We start from the raw sequence: 22,500 nt of genomic DNA, 5'->3' as shown, positions 1-22,500 counted from the left end.
TTCCAGCGGAATTTCTTCGGCGGATTCCCCGGATTATCGCGGCCGTTCTGCGCGCATGGGTTCGCTCGGTTTTCTAAGTTTTGCGTGTTGGGGCGGTTATGCGTTCCGCCCGCAAAATCACTGTCCGAGATTAACTCGGCACAACCGGGAGTCCTGTCCATGAATCGAATGATGAAGAAAGTCGTGAGTTTCCTCCAGAAGGAAGACGGACCGACAGCGGTCGAGTACGCCGTCATGCTCGCCCTGATCATTGTGGTGTGCCTCGTCGCCATCACGTCACTCGGCAAGCAAGCGAACAATACGTTCAGCAACATCGGCACCCAACTCTCGAGCACCACGGCGAGCTAAATGAGACGTGCGGAAAAACCCGGACGGCCACATTCAGAACCCGTCCGGTTTTTTGTTCTTTTTTCGATCACCCAAGAGCCTACCCATGCGTCTCATTTATCGAAAACTGGCTTCTTTCCTGCGACGGGAAGATGGTCCCACGGCGGTCGAGTACGCGGTGATGTTGGCGCTGATCGTGGTTGTTTGCCTCACCGCAATCAGCACGCTCGGCAAACAAGCCAACAACACGTACAGCAACATTGGCACGAAGCTCAGCGCGACGACGGCCAGTTAAACCGCCCGCGTCCTGGGTGAGTCGCGCAACCAGCCCGCCTCACCAACTTCCCTTCGCCGGAGGAGCTTTTTTCCACCGGTCTATTCCAGCCTTCGTTTTTTTGAATTTTTCACCAACCCGCTGTGTAATCTTTTCCATTTATCAGTGGGTTTGATTTTTTCTTTTCCATCGCCAATTTTCCAACAGCTTCAACCTATGACACTTGCGACGAATCCATTGGGTCGGCCCTCCGATCTGGCACGGGACTCGCTTGATGTATTGTCACCAACCAAATCGGGACCGTGATGAACGACCCGAACGGGGCTGGCAGAGAAGAGGGCTTCGGGGAACCGGAACTTCCCCGAACCAGATTTGGAATTGGCTGGCCCGGTCGCTGGTGCCAGCCTGTTCCGAATTCCCACTCTCCCGAATTTATGTCACCGGGATCACGGTCTCCGCATGGCCGCCCCGTTTGAACCGCCACCGCCGACCACGGTGACGGAATATCGATCTCCTCCCCCCTCATCCCGTCCCGGCATCCCTCCGGGCCGGGATGTTTTTTTTCTCTGGCAGTTGGAAAGCTTTAGAGTGGGAATGACCAATGACCTGCTGGAATGACGCAATGACCAATGACCAAGCCGATTGTGTTCCGGGGCTCATCCGGGCAAGTGAATAAATCCTGATTGGTCATTGGTCATTGGTCATTCGACCGCGAAACGCCTCTAACTATCCGAGACTCGCAAGACATGAGGCCGAATCGATAAAAACACCGATGAATTCGAGGTGTTCCGTCATCCGCAAGGTGTTCGGCGTGCGATCCTTGCGAACGCCATGAGTCGCACGAGGGGCATGGCCGAACGAAACGCGCGGACTCCGCACGACGGGCATGGCCCGCAGTAACCGCGCAACAAGTCATCAATGATGAAGAGGTTCGGGAAGCGAAATGGATTTCCCGCAAGAGACAGGGATGACAGGCCGATTTGGTAAGACAGAGAAACCATGACGGGCCACCCGTCGAACGACCGGCGGCTCATCACCTCCGAACTTCGACGGACCGGAACCGGCAACCGAGAGAGGGATTCCGGGGCAACCACGGGAATCCTTTATTATCGGTCTGGAACCGGCGGCACAATACGACCGCACCACACAACGGAGCCCCTCCGTGAATCGAATTCTGTTTCCGGCCGAGTTGAACGACCCGAATCGTCGGGCATACTTTGTGTGGCGGACGGATTTCCCAGCCGTCGCCGACCGGGGAGCAGACCAACCGATGAACAAGCCCGCGCCACGCCGACCGCGTGGGGCGTCGATACGGAATCGCGTCCTTCGACGAACCACCCTGACCAATGCCACCGATCGAACAAGCCAGGAAGGTTTGAACATGAACACCCAAGTGATGGAACCGGACATCCGCGCCGATCTCGTGGCAAGGGTTCGCCGCGAGATCAGCGAAGGCCTGTACGACACGCCGGAGAAGTTCGAGGCCGCCCTGAGCCGCCTGTCGGACAACATCCGGTTTTCCTGAGCCGACGCCGCCCGCTAGAATAAGGGCATGGGTCCGATTTCCTGCTTGGGAGGCGCTTGATGTCGCTACCTGCCGTTCATGTCGGTCAGTCGCCGGTCGAAAAATTCCGTGAATACCTCGCCAGCCGGGCAACGCCCAAGCGAATCACGGATCAGCAAAAAGATCTGGTCGAACACATCTTCGCCCGGCACAGCCATTTCGACGCGGACCAGCTCCTGAAGGACTTGGAAGGGGCCGGTGCGGGGATCAGCCGGGCGACGGTGTACCGCACGCTCACGAAACTCGTGGATGCCGGCTTGCTGCGAAAGCTGGAAATCGGCACCCGGGTCTTTTACGAACACGATTACGGCTATCCGCAGCACGAACATCTCGTCTGCCATGTCTGCCACAAGATGATCGAATTCCAACACCCGGCCATCGAATCGGCCATCGCGGAAATCGCCGCCCAACACCAATTCCAAATGGAAGGCCACACGCTGGTGATTCAGGGAACGTGCATTGAATGCAACCGAGCGAGATCATCCAAGCGGCGGTTGGATTTGATTTGAATTTGTGGAAGAGAAGACTAACCACAAAGACGCAAAGATCACACAAAGTTTCACAAAGAAAGCCAAAACAACAAGCAAAGTTTGATTAAGAAATCAGAAGACAAACCGGATTGATCCGTCGTTCGCTCTTGGTTGGATTTCTTCTGTTTTCTTGTTCAAACTTTGCTTGTTGTTTTGGTTTTCTTTGTGAAACTTTGTGTGATCTTTGCGTCTTTGTGATTAGTCTTCTCGGCTCTTCTCCTCTTTTTTACTCATCCAACTGCCGTCGGATCTGGTTGAGCCGCCTAGGGTCCACGTCGCCGGGCGGGTGTTCGATCAGGTAGTCCACGTCGGCGATGGCTTCTTTTTTCATTCCCTTGGAAAGATACATCCCCGCCCGCATCATGCGGCTTTGCCCGGCCTCGGGGTCGAGCATCAGGATGCCGTTGAGGTAACGCAGACCGCCGTCCACGTCTTGGTCGTTCTGGGCGACGCGAAGAAGGTTGTGCAGCATCCGCGAGACGATCAGCTTTTTGGTCACCGGCTTTAGGAATTCGTCGCTAATGTCGATGCCGCCGACTTTTTTCTTCGCTTCCTCTTCGGTCATGAACTCGCCGCGTTCGTAAACGTCGATGAACTTGCCTTCCCCTTTCGCGGGCATGTGCCGGGCGACGAAGTGCCCCGGCAGGCCGATCCCGGCGACGGGAACATCAATTCGCCGGGCCAGTTCCATGTAAATCACGCACAGGGTGATCGGCAATCCTTCGCGGTCGTCCATCACTTCGTTGAGGTAACTGTTCGACCGGGTGTAATAATCCCCCCGGCTGCCGTGATAGCCGCGAACATCGAAGAAGAATTTGTTTAGTGTCTTGAGTTTGGCCGAATCGTCCGCGTCTTTCGGAAGCAGGGCTTTGATCTTCCCGGCCATCCGGTCCACTTCGTCGCGGTAAGACTTCACATCCACATCTTCGTTGTCCAGTTTGGCGAGCAGCAGGGCGGCGTGGATCAGGTCGGTCTTTTCCTCGGGTTGCTTCAAGACCGCCATCAGTTCGTCGTACACCCGGCGTTCCTGCACACGGGAGGCCAGAAACTTCAACTCGGCCGCCTGCCGTTCGAGTTCCTTGGCCCGTTCGCGGATCACATCCGTGCTGGATTTTTTGGCGGCCAATTGGCCCAATGTCTTCTGCGGGTCGCCTGTCTTGAAGTCGCCGAGCAACTTGAGGATTTCCTTGGAATCTTCCGGCGTGGAAGCGAGCGAGGCCCCGACGCGGAAGTTCTTGAACTCGGCCTTTGTGTCCCGAAACTTCGCCAGCCCCACGCTGGTGCCTTCGCCGGCCACGTCATCCGATTCCAAGACGAGTTGATCGTTCAGGTAGCAGAGGGTTTTGGTTTTCTCCACCCGCACGCGCAGGGTGTTCCATTCTTCCGGCTTGTAGGAGACGCTGGCGGCATCGTGGAGGATCTTCCACGAATACACATCCGGGCCATCGAATCGGGTGAACCGGAGTTTCCCGCCCGTGGGGTAAAATCCGTAATGCCTCTCGCCATCGTGCCGGAAGATCAGCCCGGCCGCTCCGCGTTCGTCTTCAAGTTTCACGGTCACGGTCACTTCAAACGGAACCTTCGGCGTCTCCCGCTGATACACGCAATAGCTGCGGCCCCCGAAACCGTTGCCCGCCCCCTCGACGCGAAGACGGCCGGCCCGCTGCGTCCATTGGCTGCCGAGTTCGACCTTCCAATCCTCTGGGTCCAGTGCCCCGATGGTCACCCACGCGGCCATCGGCACGGTGTTCGGCTTCTTCAACAGTGGTTTGAGTTCATTGACGGAACCAGCGAATCCGAGATTATCCGTGACGAGCGATTTCAAAGTGATGATCCCCTGCACCCGGCCGAACAGGTCCACCAGCGGGCCGCCGCTGTTGCCCGGTTCGACCGGAATGGCAATCTGAATCATCTTGCGGCCTTCGATCTCCCGCTTGCCAGACACCACGCCGCTGACGACGCTATGCTTCAGCCCCTTCGGATTGCCCAGCGCCAGCACCCCCTGACCGTCTTTGAGGGCGTCCGAATCGCCAAGCGGAATGGGCTTCAAGTCCTTCGCATCGATCTTGATGATCGCCATGTCCCGCTTGGTGTCGTGGGCATGGATGGCGGTCGCGTCGAACTTGCGGCCATCCGCGAATTCGACGGAGATGGGCCGACCTTCCCCGATGACGTGGGCATTGGTGGCGATCAACCCGTCGGCCGAGACGACGAACCCGGTTCCCAGATTTTCGCGCTTGGCCTCCCGGCCTCGGGAGGTGATGACGCAAATGGAGGGTTTAAGTTGTTCGGCGATTTCTTCCACCGTCTTCGCCTTTGGTTCCTGGGCGACGATTGGGCTGGCAAACAGAAAGGGAATGGCCAAAGCAAGAACGCACAAACGCATGAGATTCTCCCGGCGGGTACGTTATTCTTAACCGCCGGATGACCTGACGCAATGAAAAATGCGGAAAGCAACCTTCATGTAATGAAGGATGAAGAATCGATTTTTGGCGGCACCGCCCGAACCCGGTTTCAATTTCCTTGTCCCGTCTGATAATATGAGTCGGCGAGATTCGGACGTTCAAACGTCCAATGATCGCGGAATCACGGTTCGTCACGTCTTTTCGGTTCCATTTCTTTCCCAAGGAGTTTGCACATGAGTACGCCTCGCGTGGACATCGTCCCCCTTCGTCCGGCCGTCAAATCCGATTCGCCGACCACCCTTGACGTGTTGCTCGCCATCACCCCGCCCGAAGACACTCTGACCCAACGACCGCCGATGAACATTGGTTTGGTCCTCGACCGCTCCGGTTCGATGGCCGAGGCCAAGAAAATGTCGTTCGCCCGCGAGGCAGCCGTCTTCCTTGTGCAACAACTCAAACGCAACGACCGCTTTTCCTTCACCGTGTTTGACGAGCAAATCGAAACACTTGTCCCCAGTCGGCCCGTTGAAAACACTTCTTCGCTTGTCTCCCTTATTAATGCCGTCCAGCCTCGGGGGAGCACCGACTTGTTCGCCGGGTGGGCCGAGGGGGGCAAACAGGTCCGGGAAAACAAAATCGCCAACGGCACCAACCGGGTGATTCTCCTTTCGGATGGCCAGGCCAATCACGGCGAGACAAACCCGGACGTGATGGCCGGGGCCGCCAAGGCTCTGAGCCAGGCGGGTGTCAGTACCACAACAATGGGTGTCGGCGATTCTTACAACGAAGACCTGCTGGAAAAGATCGCCGAACACGGGGACGGCAATTACTACTACATCAGTTCGCCGGTCCAACTCATGGACATTTTCCAATCCGAATTGAAGGAACTGGTTGGCATCGCCGGGACGAGCGTGACCCTCCGGGTGAAACTCCCCGAAGCGGCGACCGGCTTGGATGTGTTGAACGACTTCCTCAAAAACGGGGACGGCGCCTATCAACTTCCCAACCTGATCGGCGGGGCGACCACCAACGTGCTGGTGCGGTTCACTGTTCCGGCGCAGGCGGCCGAATCCGAGATCGCCCGGTTCGTTCTCGAATGGGACAATCCCAAAAAAGCCGGCCGACAGACGCTTGAACTGGCGCTGAAACTCCCGGCGATCACCACCGATGCCTATATGAAACTGGCCGAGGATGTGACCGTTTCGGATCAAGTCTCTGTGTTGCAAATCGCCCGGCTCAAACGGGAGGCGATGTCCCACATGGATCGCGGCGACATGCACGGCACCGCCGCCTTGGTGCAAGACATGGACGCGATGGTGTGCGCGATGCCTCCCGCCTCCCTCACAAGGGCCGGTGAAACCGAGGACTTGGAGGAGATCAAGAAACTCCTCGCCTCCGGGGACAAGGACAAGCTCCGCAAGACCGCCAGCGTGCAATCGAACTACGCCCGGCGAAGCAAGCCGTAAAAGCAACATGGCGAGCCGGGCGCTGACGCCACCCAGCTCGCCGGTCTGGCCATCAGTTCACGTCTCCTCTTCCGATTTCACGCTCCTTTAAATCTCCAACTCGCCCCATCTCAATCTTTTACGCTGGACTTGCTTTCCCCTTCACTGGTAATATCCCCCACAGGACTGAAATATTTTCCTTCCGCAATTTCCAACTCTCCCTTGGGGGTCTTACGTTTCATGAGTCAGACATCGAGCGAACCGGGCAAGAACGAAAAAATCTTGTTCTGGGCCAGTTTCATGACGCTGATCGCCGCCGGCATCGGCTTCTCCGTCCGCGGGGCCATCCTCAAGGACTGGGGCCAGCAGTTCAGCTTCACGCAGAGCGAACTCGGCACCATCACCGGGGGCGGTCTGCTCGCCTTCGGCGTGACGATCATCTTCTTCAGTTTCTTCGCCGACCTGTTCGGCTATGGCAAGCTGATGCTGGTTGCTTTCTTGCTGCATGCCTCCAGCGCCATCGTCACCTTCGCTGCCACGCCGGTTTACGCCGCCTACGGCAAGGAAGGTGCCTACACATGTCTTAGTATTGGGATGTGGCTTTTCGCCTTCGGCAACGGGACGTGCGAAGCGGTCATCAATCCGCTGACGGCCACCCTCTTCCCCAAGAACAAAACCCACTGGTTGAACATCCTGCACGCCGGCTGGCCGCTGGGCTTGGTCCTCGGGGCCGGGATTGTGCTGGGCTTTGGACAGGTCGGCCAGCCGATCCGCTGGGAATTTAAGCTCGGCGTGTTCCTGATCCCGGTGCTGGCTTACGGTATTCTGATGTTCAACAAGCCGTTTCCGCGATCCGAGGCCCATGCCTCCGGTATTTCGATGGGAACCAGCATCCTGACGCTGCTCAGCCCGGTGCTGTTGTTCCTGTTCGTCATCCACGCGATGGTCGGCTATGTGGAACTCGGAACCGATAGCTGGATCGTGAATATCACCGAACGAGTGTTGGGCGATGCAAACAAGGCCCTCATGGCCTTCATTTGGACGAACATTATGATGTTCACCCTGCGATTCTTCGCCGGGCCGATTGTGCATCAGATCTCGCCGCTCGGTTTGTTGTTCTTCAGCGCCACCCTCGGCACGGCTGGCCTGTACATGCTCGGGCTGGATTTCAGCAGCTCGACATGGCCGTGGATTGCCGCTGTCACCGTGTACGGCATCGGCAAGACGTTCTACTGGCCGACCATGCTGGGCGTGATTTCCGAACGCTTCCCCAAAGGCGGGGCACTGGCTCTCGGCATCAGCGGCGGCATTGGCATGATCTCGGCCGGGATGCTCGGCGGCCCCGGCATCGGCTACAAACAGGATTACTTCTCGGTGCAGAAAATCGAGGAAACATCCCCCGCGACTTACGAACGCTACGAAGCCCGGAACGACAAGGGCGAACCGGCCAAGACCGGCTTCCCGATTGTTTCGCAATTTGCCCCCGACAAGGCTCCGCTCGTCGCCGGGATCGACAATGGCAAGTACAAGGTGCTTGAGGATTACCAAGGGGTGAAGAAAGACCCGACCAAGAAGATCGGGATCGACGAAGAACTGGATATCATCGCGGCCGCCAAGGCCAAAGACCCCAACGCCAAGGGCGAGGACAAACTGGAGGCGAACCTGAACGCCCAGAAGAAGTGGTGGATGGAACAAGGTCTGCCGAACGAGGCGAACGATTTGCCGAAACTCGAAGAAGCCAAGACCTACGGGGCAAAGCACGCGCTGCTGGTCACCGCCGCCATCCCGGCGACGATGGCGATCTGTTACCTGCTCCTGATTATCTTCTTCAAGCTGACCGGCGGGTACAAGCAAGAGACGATCTGATGATGGCTGGATGAAATCAGAAGAGCCGGACGCCACAGGCGTCCGGCTCTCTTTGTTTGTTGTCCAAGGTGATTCTTTTGGAGAGCGGCCACACCCGATCAATCGTGGATGGGGCCAAGATCATTTGGAAAAAGGGCCGGACTACCGGAGCGGGTGTCAATCAAGTTGTGTGTGTCAATGAAGCTCCGGCAGTCCGTCCTTGTGCGGGGCAGGCTCAGTGGGCCGTGTCAGCGTCGGAAGGGACCGGGCTGGCGCCCAGATCGACCGATTCTTCACAGCGGCCCGCGAGAACCGGTGTCAAAGGGCTGTTGGTTTTGCGGGCTTGGAGTTCGGCCCGATTGACGGCCACGTCTCGCGGGGCTTCGATGCCCACCCGGATCCGGTCGCCGTTGACGGCGACAATCTTGATCCGAATGTTGTCGCCGATGATGATTTCTTCGTTGAGCTTGCGGGTGAGAACCAACATGATGATCTTCCTTGATGTTGTCTTTGATTCGCTTCGTGAGAAACATAGGTTGCAAAGTCCGAGCCAAAGCATCCGGCATGCAAAATATTTCCAAATAGTGATCTGGACAGGGCATCGAACTCTCGCTGAATTGCCCATCTTTCCGATATTCGCGCCGACGCTCCTGAAAAATTGGCCTTGATTTTTGTAGGTGTTACAGAATTCCACATCAGGGTTGCAAGATTGCGCAGTTTGGGTGTCACAATCGGCAAAACCGGCAACGAATTGGCAGATCCCCCACTTCATCTTGCGTGCGGCTGGCCGCTTGCCTAAACTTACCCTTTCACCCCGGTCACGGATGAGAGACCGCTTCACCGATGCCAGCCACCAAACCGCCCGTCCCGGCGTATGATCCCGCGAACCCCCTGTTCGTGCAACCGGACCGCTCCATCTTGGTGGAGACGTTCAACCCCCGCTATGCGGCGGCCCGCGACGCCATCGCCCCGTTCGCGGAGCTGGAAAAAAGTCCCGAGCATATCCACACTTACCGGTTGTCCAATCTCTCCCTGTGGAACGCGGCCGCCGCCGGATTCACCTCGGCCGAGATGATCGCCGTCCTTCAGAAGTACACCAAGTTCCCGCTGCCGCCGAACATTCCGACGGACATCGAAGAAACAGTCTCCCGCTATGGCCGGGTGAAGCTCGAACGCTTCGACGAAAAACGCCTGCGGCTGGTGTGCGAGGAAAAGGCCCTCTTGGAGGAACTCGCCCGGCAGCCCAAGGTGAAGGCTTACCTCGGCGAAAAGCTGGACACGATCAGCTATGCGGTTGATTCGGGCCACCGGGGCGTCATCAAACTGTCGCTGATCGCCGTCGGTTACCCGGCCGAAGATCTCGCGGGCTATGTGGAGGGGACGCCGCTGCCGACGGCCCTCCGCACCATCGCCCGTTCGGGGCTGCCCTTCAACGTGCGGAACTATCAACGGGAATCGGCCGACATCTTTTACGCCGGGGGCGATGTGAAGGGGGGCAGCGGCGTCATCGTCCTCCCTTGCGGGGCCGGCAAAACGGTTGTCGGCATCGTAGCGATGTCCTTGGTGCAAAAATCCACGCTGGTTCTGACGACCAGCGTGACGGCCGTGAAGCAGTGGCGACGGGAGATTCTCGACAAGAGTGACTTGAAGGACGACCAAGTCACCGAATACACCGGCGACAAGAAGGAGATTGGCCAGGTCACCGTGGCGACCTACCAGATCATCACCTACAGGCCGGACAAGGACGAAGACTTCCCCCACTTCAAGCTCTTCAGCGAGCGGGACTGGGGCCTCATCATTTATGACGAAGTCCACTTGCTCCCCGCCCCGGTGTTCCGCGTGACGGCCCAGATTCAGGCCCGCCGCCGGTTGGGCCTCACCGCCACGCTGGTGCGGGAAGACGGCCGGGAAAGCGATGTGTTCAGCCTCATTGGTCCGAAGAAGTACGACGTGCCGTGGCGGGAATTGGAAACGCAGGGCTGGATTGCCTCGGCCAGTTGCGCGGAAATCCGGACGGCCCTCCCTTCGGAAGGCCGCATGGAATACGCCGTCGCCGAACTGCGGGACAAATACCGCATCGCCAGCGAAAACCCGGCGAAGGACGACATTGTCGCCCAATTGCTCAAACGACATGCCCACGAGCGGGTCATCATCATCGGGCAATACATCAGCCAGTTGAAACGCCTGAGCGAACGGTTCAACCTCCCGCTCATCACCGGGTCAACGAAGAACGACGAACGCGAAGAGTTGTACGGCCAGTTCCGGCGTGGCGAACTCCGTCACTTGGTGCTGTCCAAGGTGGGCAACTTCGCCATCGACCTGCCGGACGCCAACGTGCTGATTCAAGTGTCGGGGACGTTCGGCTCCCGTCAGGAAGAAGCCCAGCGCCTCGGCCGGGTGCTTCGCCCCAAGCCCAACGGCGAAACCGCCCACTTCTACACACTGGTGACACGGGACACACGAGAACTGGAATTCGCCCAGCACCGGCAAATGTTCCTTACGGAACAAGGTTACAGTTACGCCATCGCGGACGAATCCGAGTTGATGAACATCGTCGCGACCGAACCGGCCCCGGCTACGGTCAAAACGGTTGCGAGCGATGCGGTGATGAAGTGAGCGGGCGGCGAATCACGCGGAGAGCGTGACGCCGCAGCAGTGAAGCAACACGCCGAGAATGCGGTCGGGTTGTGAAATGGGGTATTCGGTCAGATCAATGTCAAGTTCCGTTCCCCGGAGTCGAAGAAACCGCCAAAAAGTGCCGGTGGTGACGCAACCATATATCGGGTCAATCGGCCGACCGGCCCGGAGATTGAACCGCTGGGCGGCGACCATTTCCGCCGCGCACTGGCCAAGTCCGTCCGAAATGCTGTCTCGTTTGGCTTCAACAATGGTGACAATCGGCGCGGAAGCGGCGAATAGTTGCCGTCCCCGGCTGAGAATAAAATCGCAAATCCCCTTGAGGCCGGCTGCTTCATCCACGTTGAGACTGGCCCCTGAAATCACGCTGATCTCATGATTGCTTCGCAGCCAGACTTCTCCCAACAGCGGGGCCACCAACCATTCCGAACGGGCTTTCTCGGAGATATTGCCGATGGCCAGCGGGGCATACGCCAGCAACATGGTGGCCAGCGCGGGGGTCAATGCAACGGGAGGCACGGAAAGGAACATATCGGCCTGATCGGCGATGTTCAGGCCAAGTTCAGCTTGAACACTGGCGAGCGTGAAATCTTGAAAACTCATTGGCGGTCCCCAAGACGGCTGGCATTCTCATTTTCACAGCGATCATCCCCGCCGTGAAGCCGCGACGCGGAGGCTTTGCGCAGCGGAGCGCGTCCAGCGATGGTCACCCAAGTCCTTGAATCCAAGTATTCGGTGACCATCGCTGGACGCGCTCCGCTGCGCAAAGCCTCCGCGTCGCGGCTTCACGCCAAGGATTTACTCGTCGTCTTCCCGCAACTTCGCCAGCACGCCGATGTCTTCCAAGGTCGTCGTGTCCCCGGAGGTGACGCGGCCGGCGGCGATGTCACGCAGGAGGCGGCGCATGATTTTACCGGAACGTGTTTTTGGCAAGCTGGGGGTGAACTTCACGTCGTCCGGGCGGGCCAGCGCCCCGATTTCCCGGGCGACGTGATCCCGCAGTTCCTTCTTGAGTGCTTCATTCCCCTCGAAACCGGCCTTGAGGGTCACGAAGGCGGCGATGGCCTCTCCCTTCAGATCGTCCGGTCGGCCGACGACGGCGGCCTCGGCCACTTTCGGGTGATTCACCAAGGCGCTTTCCACTTCCATCGTGCTGAGCCGGTGGCCGGAGACGTTCAACACGTCGTCCACGCGGCCCATGATCCAGAAGTAACCGTCGGAGTCGCACCGGGCGCCGTCGGCGGTGAAGTAATTGCCGGGGTTTTGGCTCCAGTAGGTTTGCTGATAGCGGGCGTCGTCGTTGAAGATGGTCCGCAACATCGCGGGCCACGGCTTGCGGACGACGAGGAAGCCCCCCTCGTTCGCGGGAACCGTTGTGCCGTGCTTGTCCACGACTTCGGTGACGATCCCCGGAATCGGCCGGGTGGCGCTTCCCGGTTTGGTGGCGATGGCCCCCGGCAACGGCGAAAGCATGATGCAGCCGGTTTCTGTCTGCCACCACGTATCCACGATCGGGCATTTCTTATTGCCGATCACTTCGTGATACCACATCCACGCTTCCGGGTTGATCGGCTCGCCCACGCTGCCGAGCAACCGAAGGCTGGACAGGTCATGAGCTTTCGGCAGATGATCGCCCCACTTGATGAATGCCCGGATGGCGGTCGGGGCGGTGTAAAACACCGTGACGCCATACTTTTCGATGATGCTCCAGAAGCGGTCTTGCTTGGGCGTGTCCGGGGCGCCTTCGTACATCACGCATGTCGTTCCGTTGGCGAGCGGGCCGTACACGATGTAGCTGTGCCCGGTGACCCAGCCGACATCGGCGGTACACCAGTACACGTCCTCTTCCTTGATGTCGAAGACCCACTTGTGCGTGAGGCTCACGCCGAGCAGATACCCGGCGGTCGAGTGCTGGATGCCCTTCGGCTTGCCGGTCGAACCAGAGGTATACAGCACAAACAGCGGATGTTCGCTGTCAAGCGGTTCGGCCGGGCAGACGACGCTTTCCTCGGCGACGATCTCATGCCACCAGACATCCCGGCCCGCCTTCATCTCGACGGCTTGGTTGCAGCGGTTGAACACCACGCACTTTTCAACCGTGGGGGATTTGGCCAAAGCCGCGTCCACGTTGGCCTTCAACGGGACAACCTTGCCGCGCCGCCAGCCGCCATCGGCCGTGATGACCAGCTTGGCTTGGGCGTCGTTGTTACGGTCGGCGACCGCCTCGGCCGAGAACCCGCCGAAGATCACCGAGTGCGTCGCCCCGATGCGGGCGCAGGCCAGCATGGCGATGGCCGCCTCGGGGATCATCGGCATGTAGATCGTCACCCGGTCCCCGGCGACGACGCCGAGTTTCTTCAAGGCATTGGCGAACAGGCAGGTTTCGCGGTGGAGTTGCTGGAAGGTCAGCGTGCGGGAGTCGCCCGGCTCGCCTTCCCAGATGATCGCCGCCTTGTTCTTGCGGGGGCCGTCGAGATGCCGGTCGAGGCAGTTGTAGCTGACGTTGGTCTTCCCGCCGACGAACCATTTGGCATGCGGGGCCTTCCAGTCCAGTGTGGTGTCCCACGGTTTGAACCAGTGCAGGCTTTTCGCCTGTTCGGCCCAGAATGCCTCGGGATTCTCATTCCCCTGCTTCCAAAGAGCCTCATACTCCGCGACGGATTTGACGTGGGCTTGCGCCGAAAATTCCGCGGTCGGCGGGAAGGAACGGGTTTCCTTCAACATGCTCGTGATGGACTGCTCAGGAGAGGCCATTTCGGCTCCGAAAAGATACAGGTGGGTACGGTTACAGGATAAAAGCGGAAGGGGTCGGAAGCCAGACGCGAAGACGTTTCTGGCGCCGAGTTTCTGGATTCTAGCCGACGGCCGGAGGGGGAGGCCTAACGGTCAACGATTCCTTAATACCCACGCCGCTGGCGCCGACAGCCATCATTCGGGCGATTAGGGCGATTAGCCGGGCGGTTGCATCTGGCAGAGAAACACCGTTGGCATGGATGTTGGAAATCAAATTCCGTTGGGCATCCGTATGGCCTCGCTGCGGCCGATGGGCCAGATACGCGGACAGGCTTTCGGCCGTCGCCAGACCGGGCCGCTCTCCAATCAACAGCACGGCCACCGTCGGGCGAAGGGCTTCCCCGAGGGCGTTGAGAATCCCCACCCGGCAATGATGGACAAAGCACGTCGGGCCGACGCTCCAACCGCGTTCGCGGGCCGCGAGTGTCAGCGAATCGAGCAACGAGAGGGCGTTCAACCGCACGGCCGCCGCCGAGAGGCCGTCCCCGATGATGAACAGCACATCGGCCGAGATGGTGTGCGGCCTGAGCAGTTCGAGTGAACCGTCGTCCAACTCCCGGCCCCGGTCGGGCCGCATCAGGTACTCGGCCTTGGAGCAAGCTCGCGTGCGCAGTTCGAGAAAAGAACGCCCCGAAAAATCACGGGGCAGATCTATCTCCGCATGGACCGCATCACGGGCGGCGGCATGATCGGCTCGCAACTTCAGCCAGGTGGAAGTGAGATACCCCGGCCCGGCCCGGCCTACCATCAACCGGGCGGGCGTGCGAGCCAGAGCCTCTTGCAACAGGCGGGCAAGATCAGCTTCGGCGAGAGATTCGTCCGGGAGCGGCATGGAAAAGCGGGAGTTAATGTTCGGACACAAGGGGCCATCAATCGTATCGCCACTTCGCTTGGTCGATCTTACCGCCGCCACGACTCCGCGTCCGGCATCCGGCTCAACGTCGTGATCGCCGCCGTGGTCTCTCGGGCGGTCGTGACGCCGTGTGTCAGTTCCTCGACCAACCGGCGGGCGGCGGGGGTGTTGATTTCTTCCAGTACCACCAGTGCCCGCAGGAAGCGGAGGGTTTCGGGAGAAAGGACGGTCCCGGCGTGTCGCGTGGCCAAACGCTCCAACTGCTCGCGAACTTCCGGGGATTGCGGTTTCCGAAACTTGTCAGACAGTCTATCCGAAACGCCGGAGCCGAATTGTTCCAACCGCCGATAGGCCGAGGCTCGCACGCGGAACGCTGGGTCGTTCAAGTCGGCTATCAGCTTGGCCCACTCGGCCGTGTTCGGCACCGTGATCGGCCGGAGGCGTTGCCGCAGGAACGGCACGAGGATGTCCGAAGGGGTCTCCGACAGTTTCCAGATGGCTTGGTAGGCCGTCGTGGAGTCGCCGACCAAATCGCCCCACCAAGCCGCCATGTCTTCCTCTGTGTGTGTCTTGCTTAATGTTTTCAGCGGGAAGGCCGAGAGATCCCAAGTCATGGCGGTGCCGTCGTCGAATGGGGTCAGCACGGTGTTGGTGTCGAGAAAAACCATTGGCGCCGGTTGAAGTGGGAAAATGTTTTTCGGACCCATGCTGTTTTGGGGCAACGACCACACGCCAAGCTGGCTCGCGGTGGCCAAGTCGAGCAGTCTCAGATGGCGCCCGTCCATAAAGACGGCCTTCCGGCCTCGGATATGCAAATCATCGGTTAAATCCTTGAACGCCGTGGCCGGCGGCCGGGAGATCACCTCGCCGGACGCGGCTTCCCTGATCTCGATGACGTTATCATTTTTTTGAATGGACGACAGAACCCAGAGCCAGCGACTGTCATGAGAAAACCCCGCGACGGCCCCTTTGAACGGGCCACGGGCTTTGCCGGTGCGTAAGTCAATCAATTGAGTATCGCCCCGCAACGTGGTGGCCAGCATGTAATCGTCGCCCGGCTGGCGGATATGCGGATTGTTGATGTCATTTTGATTAATGGCAACCACCAATCGCGGGCGGCCGGATACCGCATTGGATGCGACAACACGCAGAGTCGCGCCGTCATCGTTTTTTTTCGTCGTCGCTGTCAAAACCGTCTGGCCGTCCGGCGTCAGCCAGTTTGAATGCAACGAAGGCATTCCGACACGCAAAGGAACAGCGGTCGTTCGTCCGGTCGCCGTGCCCCAATTCAAGATGGCGCCGCCCCGATTGATGGCCCGGATGATCCGCCCGTCGTCCACGAATGCGATCTGATGCGTGTCTTCCGGCCGCATGGAAAGCATGCGGATTCGACGGGCCGACCGGGCATCCCACAATTCCATTGTGCCGGCGATGTCGTTCGGCATGGCCAGCCATCGGCCGTCCGGCGAACTGACCGCCCGATGGAACTCCGCCGATGAGTCCTCGTCGGCAGCGGGGCTTCCGTCCGTGGCATTTCGCACCAACAGACGAGGCCCGCTGCGGAGAATCAGTTTGGTCCCGTCCCTTGAGTATCGGCACGCCGCGCCATACGAGAACTGTTGGCCGGCAAGTATCCGTCGAACGACTTGCCCCGTTCCGGCATCATGCACCGTCGTCTCGTCGCTCACTGTGACAGCCACCCATCGGCTGTCTGGCGAAACAGTCAGGTCCCGGCAACTCGTCGAGATCGGCGTCGGCCCCGGCACGGTGAACACCACATCGCCCGTCTCCGCGTTAATCACTCGCAAGACCGTAAACCACTCACGGCCAATCTGGGCTTCTTCCAAAATGGCCAGCCGGTCCCCTGACGGAAAGAATGCGGCCATTCCTGATCGGGAATTGCGGGCGAACAGTTCCTTGCCGGTGCCTGAGTCAAGAACGACGAGTCGGCCGTCGACGGCGCCAACCGCCAATCGCCGACCGTCGGCGCTAAACGCCAGCCGCATTTGTTCCTCAGCGGCCCCTGTCCTCGCCTCCGCCAAACTCACGGATTTAGCCTGATTCGCTTTCACATTGAACAAGATGAGATGCTGGTTGCCGCCGACCACGGCAATGAGCGCCCCATCGGGGGAACTGGCCACATCATGCACACGTGAAGTCATTTCTCTGATGGAAAATGACGCGATCATCCGGCCGGTGGCGGCGTTGAAAACACCCTTTGAGGCGTTTCTCCCGACCTCTGTGTCAGCCAACACGGAGTTACCGTCAGCGGAGAGCAGTTCGCCAAAGATGGCTTGTTCTGACAGGCGAACCAGACTGGTCTGCCTGCCCGTGTCCAAGTCCCAGCGCCGGATTGTCCGGTCCTTCCCGACCGTGACGATGGTTTTTCCATCGGCCAAGACGGTGAAATCGGTCAACTGCGGATGCCGCAACCGCAGCGATCCGAAACGCTGGATGGCTCCCTCCGGCAGCGGATCGCCATGCTGATCGACATGCCTCGGCGCCGGCCCTTGCTCGGGCGTCTGGGCCGCCAGCGGGGACGTGGCCCACAAGAGAAACAGACAGCGGGCGAAAGCGGGCATCTTGGCGCTCCAAGGAACCGGACTCCGTCATTTGACGGGCCTGTCCCAAGACCGAACACCCGACCGGGATGTGTTGTTGACGTTTTGCCAAAAAAATGAAATGTGGCAACAGTGAAGCCGCGACTCGGAGGCTTTGCGGAGAGGAGCGAGTTCGGAGATGATCACCGAAGGCCAATAATCGCCGTTCGCCGTGACCATCTCAAAACTCGCTCCTCTTCGCAAAGCCTCCGAGTCGCGGCTTCACATGGACGAAATCGCCGTTTTGAAACTTACCCCTTCAACCCCGGCAGGTGGCCGGTGCTGTCGCCGAGGTTGTTGAGCTTTACGTCCATGCGGTCGAGCATGGAGAGCCAGAGGTTGTTGAGCGGGGTTTCCTTGGCGAACTTCAAGTGCCGGCCGGTTTTGATCGTGCCGCAACCGCGACCCGCGACGAGGATCGGCAGGTCTTCGTGGTTGTGCGCGTTGCCGTCCGAGTTGCCGCTGCCGTAGGCGAGCATGCAGTGGTCGAGCAGGGTGCCGTCCCCTTCCGTTACGCTCTTCAATTTCTCGATGAGGTAAGCTAGTTGGGTCGTGTGGAACTTGTTGATGTCCCGGATCTTTTCCTTCTTCTTGGCATCGTTGCCGTGGTGCGACAGGTCGTGGTGCCCCTCGGGAACACCAGCGAACGGGTAGGGCTTGTTGCTCCCCTCGTTGGCCAGCACGAAGGTGCATACGCGGGTGACATCGGCTTGGAAGGCCAGCACCATCAAGTCCGCCAAGATGCGCAGATGCTCGGCATAATTCGCGGGGATGGTGGCCGGGGCTTTGTAGTCCGGGGTTTTCACCGGTGGGAGCTTGTCCGCGCGGGCGATGCGTTGTTCCACGTCGCGGATGGCCGAGAAGTATTCGTCCAGCTTGCGCTGGTCGTTTGATCCGAGCTTGTTTTTGAGGTCGGCCGAGTCTTCCCGCACGAAGTCCAGCACGCTCTTGCGGCGGGCATCCCGTTTGGCCCGCTCGGCATCGCCGCCTGAGCCGAAGAGGCGTTCAAACACCAGTTTCGGATTCACTTCCTTCGGCAACGGCTGCGTGGCCGACCGCCACGACATCGTGGAAGAGTAAACGCAGGAATAACCGCTGTCACAATTCCCGGCCATCGAACCGGCTTCGCCGCCGATTTCCAGCGAGGGGAGGCGGGTGACATCGGCCAGTCGACCGGCCGCCACTTGATCCACGGAAACGCCGGACCGGATATCTGCCCCGTCTGTCTTGCGAGGCTGGCAACCGGTGAGGAAGGCCCCCAAGGCACGGGCATGGTCGCCACCGCCGTCGCCGTGGGCGCGGGCCTTGTCAGCCGTCAGCCCCGTCAGGATGAGCAGATCATCTTTCACCTTGGCGAGCGGTTGCAGAATCGCCGGAAGATCGGTCAGCGCTCCCTCGGTCTTCGGCGTCCAATCGGCCATGTTCTTGCCGTTGGGCACATAGAGGAACGCCATCCGGTTCGGGGCCGGGGCCGCCTTCCCGTCCACCGGGGCCGCCCATGAGGTGACGGCCCCCATCGAGTCCAGCCACGGCAACGCCACGGTGGCCCCGATTCCGCGAAGCATGGTCCGGCGAGAAATCTGCTGCACGTTTGTTCCCCTATGTGCGGTTCTTTGTTTGAAGTTCCAACTTAAAAGTTCCAACTTTCAACTTTGTCAGCTCGCGTCAACTTGGAACTTCCAAGTTGGAAGTTGGAACTTGCGTTTTTAGCTCTTTCCCCGCCTCATCCGAAACGCATCGCTCTTCACAATCTCGGTCACCAACGCGGAGAACTTGTATTCTCCTTTGGCCGTTCCGGCGACGACCGCTTTCAGTGTTCGCTTGTCGTAGAACTCCAAGCCGCGGCCGAGGGCGTAAGTCAGCATCTTTTCGGCCCAGTTGCGGGCGATCAGTTCCTTCTTCTCTTTCAGAAGCAGCTTCAACTCCTGCGGATTCTTGAATTGTTTGCCGTCGGGAAGTTTTCCGGCCGGGTCGATGTTGAATTCGCCGTCTTTCCAGCGGTATTTGCCAATCGCGTCGAAGTTCTCGAAGGCGAAGCCCATCGCGTCCATCTTCGCGTGACAATTGGCACAGCTTGGGTTTTTACGGTGTTCTTCCATCCGTTGGCGGAGGCTGCCGCTGGAGACGGCCTTGGAATCTTCCTTCAGTTCCGGCACGTCCGGAGGCGGGGGCGGAGGCGGCGTGCCAAGGATTTGTTCCAGCACCCAGCGGCCGCGTTTCACCGGGGAGGTTCGCGTCGGATTGGAGGTCACGGTGAGGACGCTCGCCTGGGTGAGAATGCCGCCGCGAACACCGTCAGCCGGGAGTTCCACCCGCACGAATTTCTCCCACGGGATTTCCTTGCCGCCGGGGGTTGGTTTCTTGGTTCCCCAGTCGTTGCCCTTGGTGTCTTTGATGCCGTAGACGCCCGCCAGTTTGCCGTCGAGATAGGTGTAGCGGCCATCAATGATGTCGAGGATCGAACGGTCTTCCCGCACCAGTTCCTCGAAGAACAATTGGGTTTCCCGCATCATTGATCGGCGGATGTCCTCGTTGAATTGCGGGAACATTTTTTGATCGGGGGCGAAGGTGGCGAGCCGTTTCAACTGGAGCCATTGCATCACGAAGTTGTCCACCAGCGTGGCCGCCTTCGGGTCTTTCAGCATCCGCTTCACTTGCGATTCGAGGTTGGCGCTCAGTTGGTTCTTGGCGGCAAGGGCGAAGAGTTCATCGTCCGGCATCGAGGCCCAGATGAAGTAAGAGAGGCGGGAAGCCAGTTGATACTCGCCGATGGGGTGGGCGTCGGCCGAGTCGGGCCGGTCGTCGAGTTCGACGCGGAACAGGAACTTCGGCGAGGTCAGCACGGCTTGAAAAGCGAACTGGACGGCCGCTTCAAACTTTTCTCCCTTGGCTTCACCGGCTTCCACCAGTTTCACCAACCGTTCGACTTCCTCCGGGGTGGCCGGGCGGCGATACGCCTTGGTGGCGAACCGGCTCATGATCTCGCGGATCTGTTCCCGTTTCGGCTTGGAAGCGTCGGCCGCCAGCAGTTTCTTCTGCGTCTCCGGCCGGGTGTCGGCGGGACCGTTCAGGTTGAAGTTCTCGACCAGGAGCTTGCGTTCCTTGCCCTTGTCGTCTTTCTTCGGGTTGACGAAGTTGACGGCGATCCGGGTGTTGCCTTTGTCAATCTTCATCTTGGTTTCAAAGAACTTCGCTGTCTTTTCATCCCCGCCGGGGATGGTGACGACGTTCATTTCCTTGCCGTCCAGCGTGATGCTCAACTTCACCGGCTCGTTGTCCACGGTTTCCGCGTAGGCCCGGAAGCGGAACACGTAATCGCCGGTGAGAGTCAGGGAGTATTGGGAGTTCAGGTTGCCGGTGGTGATCGGCCGGAATTTACCGACCTTGTCCGGGTTGGTCGAGGGTTCGAGGTATTTGCCCCCCACCCAGCGTTCCGGCGTCTTCGGCAACACCGGGATGATCGCCCGGTCCATGATCGACTCGGCGGCGGCCAGATAGCGTTCCAGCAACACGGGGGAAAGCGTCAGCACGTCTCCGATGTTGTCGAAGCCGTAGCCGATGTCGTCAGCCGGGAAATCCTCGGCGGGGTTGAAGTCGATGCCGACGAGGTCGCGCACGGTGTTGGCGTATTCGGTCTTGTTCAACCGGCGAATGGTCACCCGGCCGGGGTCCGGCTTGGCGGTCAGGTCGGCCTTGTCGAAGATCGCGTTGAGCATGGCGACGAATTTTTCACTCTCGTCGGCCATCGGTTGTGGCTTGTCGGCCGGCGGCATCTCCCCCTCGGCCACCGTCTTCAACACCTTATCCCATAGTTTGCGATTCTTCAGCAGCGAGGCTTCGTCGGTGAGGGTGTGCAAGGCCACGCCGGCGTTTTTCTTCTTTTCCCCGTGGCAGGCGATGCAATGCTTTTGGAGGAACGCGACCCCCTCCTTGCCAAAGTCCGCGGCAACAGCCGGAACGGCGGCGGCGATCCCCAACAGGAAGGTCAAGACAAAGGGCAATCGCATGAAATCGGTTCCGAGGGTCGAAACGGGCGAGGCGGGGGCGTGATCGCGCACCGGCGGGGAGGTATTGGTTATCTTATACGCCCGAATCGCCCGAGAGCAATCGGAAGTTTCATTGAGGCAGGCATGGCGCCGCTTGATGGTTCGCGCCCGGCGGACTTTGCCGGATGTCGCGAACGGACGGGGCGGCGATTTTCCAGCCGCAGAATGTTCGGCCCGGTCATTCCCGTCGATTCAAAAGTTTAACGCCGGGGATAAGCAATCCGTGTGACCGGCCAAAGGAACCGCCCACAATTCGTTTGACAGACAAACACACGCGCGGCACGATGACCGGAGTCAGTGACACGCAAACTGACAAGTTCGAATATCAGCCAAGCTTGCGTTGTTTCGGACAGAGTGTTCCGGACATCTCATCTCCTGAACGGCTGATCGGAGTCCTCTCCATGAGCGTCCCCAAAGCGGACTCGTCCGAGCAACTTCCCCCCACCGTCGATTTGAGTCTGGATGCGCAAGGCGTGGATGCGTCCGGTCAGTTGGCCGACACCGTCAAAACCAACCCGGAAGAGGGAATGGCCTTGAGGCATGCCGTGCTTGATATTCCTCCAAAAGACGAGCCGAGACTGGCCTATGCCAACTGGCTCATGTTCACCGGGCAGGGGGAACAGGCGGAATTCATTCGGCTGCAATGCCGGCTGGCTGAGTGCAACACTTCCCCGGACCACCGCATCGGCCAAGAGTGCAATTGCGAAACCTGCCAGATGAGGAAGCGAGTCGCCGTCCTGCTGATCCCGAGAACGGCGGCCGATTGGGGCGAGGTCAAGGCGTTGGAGTCGGCCGGATTGACCGTGCCCGCGCAATTGGTCACCGGCCAGTTGCCTTACGTTCCGGGGGGATTGGGCTTGCAATGGGTGCGGGGCTTCCCGGCGAGGGTGACGGCGCCGACGGCTGTTTTCCTGAAGATTGCCGAGGCCCTTTTTCGCCGCCATCCGATTACCCACGTGACACTCATCGACGCGGAACAGTATCTGTGGACTGAAAACCGGTCAACCGGCGAGAAGCATTATTGGCTAAACGTCCCCGGCAAAAAAATCTGGGTCGGAACAAAAGGGCCGGGGGGCACGGAACGGGACTCAAACCCCAAGGAATTCAGCCGCTGGATCCAGGAAGGCATCTCTCGGGCTTGTGTTGTCCGGGGCCGGAAACTGGCCGGGCTGCGGGTGTGA

At 59.5% G+C, this 22,500-nt stretch carries 16 protein-coding genes; 8 read left to right on the top strand and 8 right to left on the bottom strand.

Going from position 1 to position 22,500, the window contains the following annotated elements:
- The first annotated feature begins 159 nt into the window (after nt 1-159).
- The 4 genes from BGIM_RS0127430 to BGIM_RS0127405 all read left to right on the top strand — a co-directional run bounded on the left by BGIM_RS0127430 (nt 160) and on the right by BGIM_RS0127405 (nt 2,674).
- Nucleotides 160-348 (top strand): Flp family type IVb pilin, encoded by a 189-nt coding sequence (locus BGIM_RS0127430; protein WP_020472902.1) that lies wholly within the window; start codon nt 160-162, stop codon nt 346-348.
- A gap of 85 nt (nt 349-433) precedes the next feature.
- Nucleotides 434-622: a Flp family type IVb pilin gene (locus tag BGIM_RS0127425; RefSeq protein ID WP_020472901.1), complete on the top strand. Its 189-nt coding sequence runs from the start codon at nt 434-436 to the stop codon at nt 620-622.
- 1,141 nt (nt 623-1,763) lie between these two features.
- On the top strand, nt 1,764-2,126 hold the full coding sequence (locus BGIM_RS52685; RefSeq protein ID WP_020472899.1) for a hypothetical protein: 363 nt from the start codon (nt 1,764-1,766) through the stop codon (nt 2,124-2,126).
- A 59-nt stretch (nt 2,127-2,185) separates the two neighbouring features.
- Nucleotides 2,186-2,674, top strand: coding sequence for a Fur family transcriptional regulator (locus BGIM_RS0127405; protein WP_020472898.1), 489 nt, complete (start codon nt 2,186-2,188; stop codon nt 2,672-2,674).
- A gap of 247 nt (nt 2,675-2,921) precedes the next feature.
- Here BGIM_RS0127405 and BGIM_RS0127400 read toward each other — a convergent pair whose 3' ends face one another.
- Nucleotides 2,922-5,081 (bottom strand): transglutaminase family protein, encoded by a 2,160-nt coding sequence (locus BGIM_RS0127400; protein ID WP_020472897.1) that lies wholly within the window; start codon nt 5,079-5,081, stop codon nt 2,922-2,924.
- Nucleotides 5,082-5,333: 252 nt separating this feature from the next.
- Here BGIM_RS0127400 and BGIM_RS0127390 point away from each other — a divergent pair, with 252 nt between their 5' ends.
- On the top strand, nt 5,334-6,566 hold the full coding sequence (locus BGIM_RS0127390) for a vWA domain-containing protein (protein WP_020472895.1): 1,233 nt from the start codon (nt 5,334-5,336) through the stop codon (nt 6,564-6,566).
- A 219-nt stretch (nt 6,567-6,785) separates the two neighbouring features.
- Nucleotides 6,786-8,411 carry an MFS transporter gene (locus BGIM_RS0127385; RefSeq protein ID WP_020472894.1) on the top strand — a complete coding sequence of 542 codons (1,626 nt, stop codon included), beginning with the start codon at nt 6,786-6,788 and terminating at the stop codon, nt 8,409-8,411.
- A gap of 214 nt (nt 8,412-8,625) precedes the next feature.
- Here the strand turns inward: BGIM_RS0127385 and BGIM_RS52680 are convergent, their stop codons facing one another.
- A complete protein-coding gene (locus tag BGIM_RS52680) occupies nt 8,626-8,877 on the bottom strand; it encodes a carbon storage regulator (protein ID WP_020472893.1) in 252 nt (83 codons plus the stop codon).
- Between the two features lie 356 nt (nt 8,878-9,233).
- Here BGIM_RS52680 and BGIM_RS0127370 point away from each other — a divergent pair, with 356 nt between their 5' ends.
- A complete protein-coding gene (locus tag BGIM_RS0127370; protein WP_020472892.1) occupies nt 9,234-11,006 on the top strand; it encodes a DNA repair helicase XPB in 1,773 nt (590 codons plus the stop codon).
- A gap of 12 nt (nt 11,007-11,018) precedes the next feature.
- Here the strand turns inward: BGIM_RS0127370 and BGIM_RS0127365 are convergent, their stop codons facing one another.
- The 6 genes from BGIM_RS0127365 to BGIM_RS52665 form a co-directional block, all read right to left on the bottom strand.
- Entirely contained in the window at nt 11,019-11,630 is a 612-nt protein-coding gene (locus BGIM_RS0127365) for a hypothetical protein (RefSeq protein ID WP_020472891.1), read from the bottom strand.
- A gap of 195 nt (nt 11,631-11,825) precedes the next feature.
- Nucleotides 11,826-13,781 carry an acetate--CoA ligase gene (gene acs / locus BGIM_RS0127360; protein ID WP_029630631.1) on the bottom strand — a complete coding sequence of 652 codons (1,956 nt, stop codon included), beginning with the start codon at nt 13,779-13,781 and terminating at the stop codon, nt 11,826-11,828.
- A 100-nt stretch (nt 13,782-13,881) separates the two neighbouring features.
- Complete coding sequence (eutC, locus tag BGIM_RS52670; protein WP_020472889.1) at nt 13,882-14,652, bottom strand: ethanolamine ammonia-lyase subunit EutC; 771 nt, start codon at nt 14,650-14,652, stop codon at nt 13,882-13,884.
- 68 nt (nt 14,653-14,720) lie between these two features.
- Nucleotides 14,721-17,255, bottom strand: a complete 2,535-nt coding sequence (locus BGIM_RS0127350) for a WD40 repeat domain-containing protein (RefSeq protein ID WP_020472888.1) — start codon at nt 17,253-17,255, stop codon at nt 14,721-14,723.
- Nucleotides 17,256-17,524: 269 nt separating this feature from the next.
- Entirely contained in the window at nt 17,525-18,838 is a 1,314-nt protein-coding gene (locus BGIM_RS0127340; protein WP_020472886.1) for a DUF1552 domain-containing protein, read from the bottom strand.
- A gap of 141 nt (nt 18,839-18,979) precedes the next feature.
- Nucleotides 18,980-21,280 (bottom strand): DUF1592 domain-containing protein, encoded by a 2,301-nt coding sequence (locus tag BGIM_RS52665; protein ID WP_020472885.1) that lies wholly within the window; start codon nt 21,278-21,280, stop codon nt 18,980-18,982.
- A gap of 440 nt (nt 21,281-21,720) precedes the next feature.
- Between BGIM_RS52665 and BGIM_RS0127330 the strand changes: the two genes are divergently transcribed.
- Nucleotides 21,721-22,500 (top strand): TIGR02996 domain-containing protein, encoded by a 780-nt coding sequence (locus BGIM_RS0127330; protein WP_157369456.1) that lies wholly within the window; start codon nt 21,721-21,723, stop codon nt 22,498-22,500.

Origin of the sequence: Zavarzinella formosa DSM 19928, assembly GCF_000255705.1 — a bacterium.
Taxonomy (GTDB): domain Bacteria; phylum Planctomycetota; class Planctomycetia; order Gemmatales; family Gemmataceae; genus Zavarzinella; species Zavarzinella formosa.
This window is presented reverse-complemented; position numbering and strand designations above follow the sequence as displayed.

Excerpts from the sequence above, each read along its gene's own strand:
- BGIM_RS0127430 (WP_020472902.1), top strand. The coding sequence starts at position 160 with ATGAATCGAATGATGAAGAAAGTCGTGAGTTTCCTCCAGAAGGAAGAC.
- BGIM_RS0127425 (WP_020472901.1), top strand. The coding sequence starts at position 434 with ATGCGTCTCATTTATCGAAAACTGGCTTCTTTCCTGCGACGGGAAGAT.
- BGIM_RS0127405 (WP_020472898.1), top strand. The coding sequence starts at position 2,186 with ATGTCGCTACCTGCCGTTCATGTCGGTCAGTCGCCGGTCGAAAAATTC.
- BGIM_RS0127400 (WP_020472897.1), bottom strand. The coding sequence starts at position 5,081 with ATGCGTTTGTGCGTTCTTGCTTTGGCCATTCCCTTTCTGTTTGCCAGC.
- BGIM_RS0127390 (WP_020472895.1), top strand. The coding sequence starts at position 5,334 with ATGAGTACGCCTCGCGTGGACATCGTCCCCCTTCGTCCGGCCGTCAAA.
- BGIM_RS0127385 (WP_020472894.1), top strand. The coding sequence starts at position 6,786 with ATGAGTCAGACATCGAGCGAACCGGGCAAGAACGAAAAAATCTTGTTC.
- BGIM_RS52680 (WP_020472893.1), bottom strand. The coding sequence starts at position 8,877 with ATGTTGGTTCTCACCCGCAAGCTCAACGAAGAAATCATCATCGGCGAC.
- BGIM_RS0127370 (WP_020472892.1), top strand. The coding sequence starts at position 9,234 with ATGCCAGCCACCAAACCGCCCGTCCCGGCGTATGATCCCGCGAACCCC.
- BGIM_RS0127365 (WP_020472891.1), bottom strand. The coding sequence starts at position 11,630 with ATGAGTTTTCAAGATTTCACGCTCGCCAGTGTTCAAGCTGAACTTGGC.
- acs (WP_029630631.1), bottom strand. The coding sequence starts at position 13,781 with ATGGCCTCTCCTGAGCAGTCCATCACGAGCATGTTGAAGGAAACCCGT.
- eutC (WP_020472889.1), bottom strand. The coding sequence starts at position 14,652 with ATGCCGCTCCCGGACGAATCTCTCGCCGAAGCTGATCTTGCCCGCCTG.
- BGIM_RS0127350 (WP_020472888.1), bottom strand. The coding sequence starts at position 17,255 with ATGCCCGCTTTCGCCCGCTGTCTGTTTCTCTTGTGGGCCACGTCCCCG.
- BGIM_RS0127340 (WP_020472886.1), bottom strand. The coding sequence starts at position 18,838 with ATGCTTCGCGGAATCGGGGCCACCGTGGCGTTGCCGTGGCTGGACTCG.
- BGIM_RS52665 (WP_020472885.1), bottom strand. The coding sequence starts at position 21,280 with ATGCGATTGCCCTTTGTCTTGACCTTCCTGTTGGGGATCGCCGCCGCC.
- BGIM_RS0127330 (WP_157369456.1), top strand. The coding sequence starts at position 21,721 with ATGAGCGTCCCCAAAGCGGACTCGTCCGAGCAACTTCCCCCCACCGTC.